The organism is Candidatus Margulisiibacteriota bacterium, from assembly GCA_028715625.1.
Lineage (GTDB): Bacteria > Margulisbacteria > Riflemargulisbacteria > GWF2-35-9 > GWF2-35-9 > JAQURL01.
Genome location: JAQURL010000016.1, coordinates 35,111 through 42,090, shown reverse-complemented (window position 1 = coordinate 42,090; position 6,980 = coordinate 35,111). Strand labels below are relative to the sequence as shown.

10 protein-coding genes are annotated in these 6,980 nt (G+C 38.0%); 2 read left to right on the top strand and 8 right to left on the bottom strand.

Features of this window, described 5'->3' with window-relative positions:
• Together PHV30_04005 and PHV30_04000 are read left to right on the top strand one after the other, a co-directional pair.
• A partial coding sequence (locus tag PHV30_04005) for a TipAS antibiotic-recognition domain-containing protein (GenBank protein ID MDD5456178.1) occupies positions 1-405 on the top strand: 405 nt, incomplete at its 5' end.
• Positions 406-480: 75 nt separating this feature from the next.
• Entirely contained in the window at positions 481-819 is a 339-nt protein-coding gene (locus tag PHV30_04000) for an STAS domain-containing protein (protein MDD5456177.1), read from the top strand.
• A gap of 3 nt (positions 820-822) precedes the next feature.
• On the opposite strand, the gene acpS is transcribed toward PHV30_04000, so the two are convergent.
• The 8 genes from acpS to PHV30_03960 form a co-directional block, all read right to left on the bottom strand.
• Positions 823-1,188 (bottom strand): holo-ACP synthase, encoded by a 366-nt coding sequence (acpS, locus tag PHV30_03995; protein MDD5456176.1) that lies wholly within the window; start codon positions 1,186-1,188, stop codon positions 823-825.
• Entirely contained in the window at positions 1,175-1,924 is a 750-nt protein-coding gene (locus PHV30_03990; protein MDD5456175.1) for a WecB/TagA/CpsF family glycosyltransferase, read from the bottom strand. Before PHV30_03990 ends, acpS begins: the two co-directional genes overlap by 14 nt.
• Positions 1,911-2,963, bottom strand: a complete 1,053-nt coding sequence (gene csaB / locus PHV30_03985) for a polysaccharide pyruvyl transferase CsaB (protein ID MDD5456174.1) — start codon at positions 2,961-2,963, stop codon at positions 1,911-1,913. The genes PHV30_03990 and csaB overlap by 14 nt, the downstream gene beginning before the upstream one ends.
• Positions 2,960-3,886, bottom strand: coding sequence for an FAD-dependent oxidoreductase (locus tag PHV30_03980; GenBank protein MDD5456173.1), 927 nt, complete (start codon positions 3,884-3,886; stop codon positions 2,960-2,962). The genes csaB and PHV30_03980 overlap by 4 nt, the downstream gene beginning before the upstream one ends.
• Before the next feature lie 61 nt (positions 3,887-3,947).
• On the bottom strand, positions 3,948-4,484 hold the full coding sequence (locus tag PHV30_03975; GenBank protein ID MDD5456172.1) for an LptA/OstA family protein: 537 nt from the start codon (positions 4,482-4,484) through the stop codon (positions 3,948-3,950).
• A complete protein-coding gene (locus tag PHV30_03970) occupies positions 4,481-4,909 on the bottom strand; it encodes a hypothetical protein (GenBank protein ID MDD5456171.1) in 429 nt (142 codons plus the stop codon). The genes PHV30_03975 and PHV30_03970 overlap by 4 nt, the downstream gene beginning before the upstream one ends.
• Positions 4,899-5,546, bottom strand: a complete 648-nt coding sequence (locus PHV30_03965; protein MDD5456170.1) for a hypothetical protein — start codon at positions 5,544-5,546, stop codon at positions 4,899-4,901. The genes PHV30_03970 and PHV30_03965 overlap by 11 nt, the downstream gene beginning before the upstream one ends.
• Positions 5,547-6,869 (bottom strand): UDP-glucose/GDP-mannose dehydrogenase family protein, encoded by a 1,323-nt coding sequence (locus tag PHV30_03960; GenBank protein MDD5456169.1) that lies wholly within the window; start codon positions 6,867-6,869, stop codon positions 5,547-5,549.
• Positions 6,870-6,980 lie beyond the last annotated feature (111 nt).

The following is a 6,980-nucleotide window of genomic DNA, read 5'->3' as shown; positions in this document are numbered from 1 at the left end:
ATGAGTGAAATCAATATACATCGGGAAAAGTACGCAGAGGAAACAAAAAAGAAATATGGGCATACTGATGCCTACAAGGAAAGTCAGCTGAAAACAAAGGGTTACAAAGCCGAAGATTGGGCTAAGATTAACTCAGAATCAGCCAAAATTCATCAAAAACTGGCCGATCTGATGGATAAAGGGCCTGGGCATCCGCTGGCCCAGCAGGCAATCAAGGAATGGCAGCAACATATCAGTAAATACTTCTATAACTGCACCGACGAAATTTTTGCGGGGCTGGGTAACCTGTATATTTCTGATCAACGTTTTGCTGAAAATATTGATAAAGTGAAGTCCGGACTGGCTGCTTTTATGAAGTCAGCAATAGATATTTGCTGCTCCGGGGCAAACCTGAAAAAAAAATAAACTAGTAAATTTGCATTTATTAATAAAATTTGATATTTTATTAATGGGGTTAGTTATGTACAGGGGGGCAACAATATGCGAAATATAAAGACTGAAGATAAAGGTAATACGTCATTTATTTTTATTGAAGGTGATGTTGAATTTGATGATTCTAAAAAGTTGACCGATACCTTTGAAGACATTCTCTATCACAAAAAGAAAAATATAGCACTGAACCTGGAAGATTGTCATTATATTGATTTTTCAGGTCTGGGAACGTTGCTAAGGGGGCAAAAAGAATCGGAAAAAAACCAAAAACAGTTCTCGATTTGCAGCATATCCGATGACTGCCGAGAAATTATAACTCCTACTTATATTTATCAAAAAATTAAAATCTTTGAAAGTATGGAAGAATACGTACAGTGTATGAACTGAAAATCAGCCGCGAACGCACATAGCGGCAGCAACCGCGAACTGACGGCTATGAGATAAAGACAATTCAATATTCAACTTATTTTCCTGCATTACTTTTTTTGTTTTACCGCTAAATGTAACCACTGGTTTTCCACTGGGCTCATTAAGTATTTGAATTTCTTTCCAATATAAAGCGTCCAGCTTGTCCACCGCCTTAAAAATAGCTTCCTTGGCAGCAAAACGGTTGGCAAAACGTGAGGCTTTTAAATGATCGGATTTGGCTGAGCCGCAATATTCAATTTCTTCATCAGTATAAACCTTGTCCAGAAAGCCTCTGTCCTTAATGAGGGCCTTCAAACGACTAATTTCTACGATATCAATGCCGATCATATTTGTGTTGTATCTCCGCTGAGAGCAGTTTGAGCAAATACCAGGGAATAAGCGACATTCTAAAAATACGTGTAGGCTCTTGCAGCAGACGGAACAGCCATTCCAAGCCGCTGTTTTGCATCCATCTGGGAGCTCTTTTCAAATGACCGGAAATCACATCATAGCTGCCGCCTACTGTAATTTTAACCGGGGCCAGTATTTGCTTGCCATACTCACTGATAAACCTCTCCTGACGAGGGAAACCCATGCCTATGAACAATATTTCAGCGCCGGAGTCGTTAATATGTTTGATAACTTTATCGGTTTCAGTCTTTGCGTCAAAATAACCATGCTGGCAGCCGACAATTTTGAAGGCCGGAAATAATTCCCCGGCACGTTTTACAGTCTGGTCCAATACAGATTGTTGCGCTCCCAGCAGGTACACTTTGTATTGCCTTGTTGTTTGCCTGCCAAGCTCATAGATGGTATCGATACCGGTAAGCCTTCGTGTTATTGCTTTGCGCAGTAAACGTGATAAAAGAATAAGCGTTACACTATCGGGTAAAAGTATCTGTGCCTCAGATATTATCCCGTAAATTGCCTGATCATCAAGGCACGCCCCTAAAATCTCGGTTGTAGGAGTAATTATCGAACAACTTTTTTTGGCAGTTATAGCTTCGTTAATCTGCAGAATTAAGTTAGTATACCCCTGGTTAAAAAAAAGAAGGCCCAGCAGTTTATTTTCACGTTTTGTCATATTTAATTATGATATTATTAATCAGGTTGTTTTTTGATTTTGTTTTCAGGTCTTCCACCAAAAACTTCAGCTGATTTTTATAACTTTCCTTTTGAGAAAAAACATCTACCAGATTACTATAGAAATGACCGTTTTGTAAATTATCAAACAACATATATTTTTGCTTAACTTCTTTGGCAAAACTTTCCACTTTATCATGATAATGTATGCCCATGAATGGAGTATAAGCTGCCGCGCTAAGGATCAAGCTATGTAATCTGGTGCCGATTACCATGTCCAGCTGCTGCATAATCCCTATCAGCATGGATATATTCTCCTGCGGTTGCAAAACTTCAAAATACTGACTGGGTATGAGCTGCTGCAAGGTGCCGGCTATTTTCAAATCTTCCTCATGAAAAGGAATATACACATATTTTTTATTATGTTCCCGGGAAAATTTAACCAAGGTGTCAGACACATTCTTGTACGGGAAATTTTCTATATCGATAAAATTCAATCCGATATAGCCCAGATAACGGTTATCCGTTTGTAAAGGGCAAAGCATCAGAGCGGAATCCACAGTATAATGGACCGGTTTTTTTATTTTCAGTACATCTTTAAGATATTTATAACTTTCTTCATCTCTGACGCTGATGAAATGTGTATAGCCTAAAAACGTTTTTACCAGCCATTTACTTAGCGGATAACGAAAATCTTCTATACCCTGTGCGTAAAGAATGATTTTTTTCTTGAAAATTCTCGCCAAAAAAATAATCGACAAATAATAGAGCAGGCTTTTAAAACTTGTTTTGTCCTGTAAAAGTGAGCCTCCTGCAAAAACAACCACATCAGTCATGGTGATACCGGCTAATAGATCAGGCCATGATTTTCTTCGAAAGGCAATAACTTTATAACGCCTGGACGTTTCCTGCGGAGTCTGGGTAAATACAATGATCCTCAGAGGAACATGATATTTTTTTAATTGCTGCAAAACACTTTGTAAAATGGCTTCGTCGCCAAGATTGTCATGTCCGAAATAGCCTACCAGCGCGATATTCATTTCAAAAAATATAGGTAATGTTGGATTTCATTTACGGCAGTAAGAGCGTCAGTCGTGGCAGCGGTTATCCGCTTCATAGTTCCGTGCCGGACAGTACCTATGGCATATATGCCTGCGACCGAAGTTTCGGTCAGATTGTCAGTAATGATAAATTGATCATCAGAAAGGTTTATCCCGTTTTTTTTGTTCGATAAAAACTCGATGTTACCCTCTATGTCCATATAAATAAAAGCCGCGGCTACATTTAAAGATACTTCTCTATTATTTCCCAGGGATTTGATGCGAACGGCTTCCAATTTACTCTTACCATCCAGGGATAATAGCTCATGTTGAAAAAAAATCCTGATTTTTTTATTTTTATAGATTTCTTTTTTGATGAACTCAGTTGCCGTAAATTTATTATTATTTACTACAAAATAAAGCTGGCTGACAAAAGACGTCAAATATAAAGCCATCTTGGCAGCATATTCCGAGCTCCCTGCCAGAAGAACAGGGCTATTCAGATAGTACATATAATCACAGGGAGCACAATAAGACAAACCGTTACCATAGAATTTCTGATCATCCTTTATCGGTATTTTCTTATTTTTGAAACCGCAGGCGATGATAACTGCTTTTGAGTAATAAACATGTTTATCGGTGATTATCTTTTTTCTGTTATTTTCCAACACATCCAAATCCGTTACCTTTTCATAGACTACATGCAATTTATGTTCGTTAACTTTGGCAATGAGAAGGTCGGAAAGCTTATGTCCGACCAGTTTTTCCTCGTCGAAATAAGGGAGATCCTCAATATAGGGGACATTGAATAAATTGCTGCATAATACCGCTTCTTCAATTAGAAGAACATTCAAGCCTCGACTTTCAGCCATTAGCGCGGCACTAATACCTGCAGGCCCTCCTCCGATTATAATAATGTCCATTATTGTCTTAGGATCTGCCTGTATAGTATCCTTTTTGGTTTGAAATTCGGTTGATGACATCTTACTTCACTTCATCCAGAACAGCCCTGGTTTTTTCTTTGGATAACAGCTTCTGATTATTGACATCAAAAATAATATCCTTGCTTTTGATTACATTTTTCCCGCGACGAATTACAGTAGGGCCGGCGAAAAAAACCTCATTCTTTTTCATATCATAGGTTAATTGATCGGCTTGTATAAAAAAATCATTGTAAGTCACAAACAGTTGATCATAAGCAGTTATAGAGTCTATCTTTCGGTTATAAATCAGGTGATTACAATTGATTTTTAATTTTTTATAAAGCATGATGATATTGTCATACAAAGTAATAACATCTTTTTTGTCAGTATACATGGCTTTATCAGCGGTAATTCGTAAAGGCCCCTGTACAATAAGTATATTATTTTCTGCAGTAAAATAATTATTGGAAATGTCTACCTCAAAATGACCCGCTGAAATTTCCAACTGGTCCTGTGTAATTACTTTTTCAGTGTTGACAGCGGCAACTGTTAACGAAAAGACAGCTGAAATTAAATACAATACAAGTTGTTTGTTCATAATTTCTTTCTTGGCTTTATTGTTATCTTGCCATCATTATAACCAAAAAATTTTTTTTCGGTAATCAAATATGTTATCAAACTTCCAGTATACTGCAAGTTGTTAGATAACAAAATCACATGATCGCGGGCTATAATCTGTGATTTTTTCAGGTCCGCCTCCATTTGGTCGGCTTCAATGGTAACCCCGTTATTAAAACTAACTATCGCATCTGTAAGTAGAAATTTTTTTTTCTGGATTTCTATTCTTCTTGCCTGTACTTTAAATTTAAGCTGTCCGTTAATATAGTGTTTGGTAGTACTGTTTTCCAAGATAAAATCAGGTTCGTTTTTCTTGGCCGGCCCTGTGTTTTTAATTTGAATCTGACTAAAAATAAAAAAAAGAACTACCAGGAATAGTAAAAATAAAAGTAATTTACTTTTCATTCTTTAACCGCTGAAGCGATCGTTTGCCAACCATTTGCCTGGCCTGCAGAGTGCTGGCCTTAAGTATTGCTCCTGTAGCTCCCACAGCATCCCCATTCTCTTTTTTAGCAATACTCATGGCAAAATAAAGAGCTGCGCCGTCAGGTTCAAATTTTACCGCTGTTGTAATAGAGTCCAGAGCTTTATTCCAGTCTTTCTTTTCTCCATATATATAAGCAATATAGCCATATGCCCAACCTTTAACCGCATTATCTCCGGCGTATTGAATGACTTTTCTGAATTCTTCCTGAGCCTTATCCTTCATATCATTAAAGTATAAAGCAAAAGCATAATAGAAATGATTTTCCCAGTTGGTTTTATTTTGAGCTACTTTTTTTTGATATTTGCTCAGAACTTTTTTAGCGAATTCTTTGTCCAGTGAAGGTATAACCGACAGTTCCCTGAACCCTTCCTCAACGAAACCCGTATAAGCATAGGCCATGGCCAGATTAAAATGAGCCTGGGGATCAGCGCTCGCTGTTTTGGCCAGATAATAGTATTTACTCAATTTCTCCCAGTTTTCATCACTGATTGCGGCGTTAGCGACAACCGTTAAAAATAGCAGGAAACAGATCAAGACAATTTTTTTTATATACATTTATCGTCCAATGGAGAAATATTCGAAATCCATTTGCAACATTTCGTCCGGATTATAAATATTACGTCCGTCAAATATCAGAGGACTTTTTAGGAGCTTTTTAATTTTCAAAAAATCAGGGGTACGAAATTCGTTCCACTCAGTATGAATAATTAAAGCATCTGCCCCTTTCAGTACCTCGTAAGCGTTTTTCCCGAAAAATACAGTCTCATCCCAAATGGACCTGCAATTATCCATAGCCACAGGATCATAGGCCTGGACTTTGGCCCCGTGTTCCAGGAGATGATTGATAACAACTATGGAAGGAGCCTCCCTCATATCATCGGTTTTGGGTTTAAAGGCCAAACCCCAAACGGCAAAAGTCTTTCCTTTTAGAGACTGCTTTTTTAAGCTGAAATACTTTTTAATTTTTTCAAAGAGAAATTTTTTCTGTCTATGATTAACTTCCTCTACGGATCGCAAAATATCCATAGGCACTTCATGATGATGTCCGGTTTTTATAAGTGCTTTAACATCTTTAGGGAAACAGGAACCGCCGTAACCGATTCCGGGGAATAAAAACTTCTGCCCGATCCTGATGTCCGAACCTATTCCTACTCTTACTTTATCGATATTGGCGCCGACTTTATCACACAATGTCGCGATTTCATTCATAAATGAAATTTTGGTAGCCAGTAAAGAATTAGCCGCGTATTTGGTAATCTCCGCGCTTTTATTGTCCATAAAATATATCCGATTGTCTGTTCTCAAAAATGGTGAATACAATTTCTGCATCATATTTAAAGCATATTCAGAACTACCACCGATAATGATACGGTCAGGGCGCATAAAATCGTCAATAGCAGTGCCTTCCTTTAAAAACTCCGGGTTACTGATAACATAAACTTTAAATCTGGCTTTACGTTTATGCAATTCTTTTTCAACTGTTTTCTGTACTTTCTCGGCAGTACCTACCGGCACTGTGGATTTGTTAACGATAATTTTATCGGAGTTCATAAATAACCCTACATCCGCAGCCACGTTCAAAACATATTTTAAATCCGCTGAGCCGTCTTCTCCCTGAGGTGTTCCGACAGCTACGAAAATAATTTCGCATTGCTCAACAGCTTCCCTGATATCGGTTATAAAGCTGATCCTTTTTTCTTTGAGGTTCCTGGCCAGAAGGTCTTCCAAACCGGGTTCATAAATAACAGGGATCCCTTTTTTCAGTTTATCTATCTTAGCTTTGTCTATATCTACACAGATTACCTGATTACCGGAATCGGCAAAACAATTACCCGCTACCAAGCCTACATAACCCGTACCCACAACAGCTATTTTCATTGTAAACTCCCTCTTTCAAATTTGGTTTTCGGGGCTTTGTTGTCTACGTCACCATGTGCTCGTCGTATATTTAAATACGCCTGCGCGTCTGGCTCCTTGACGCCTCGCCGA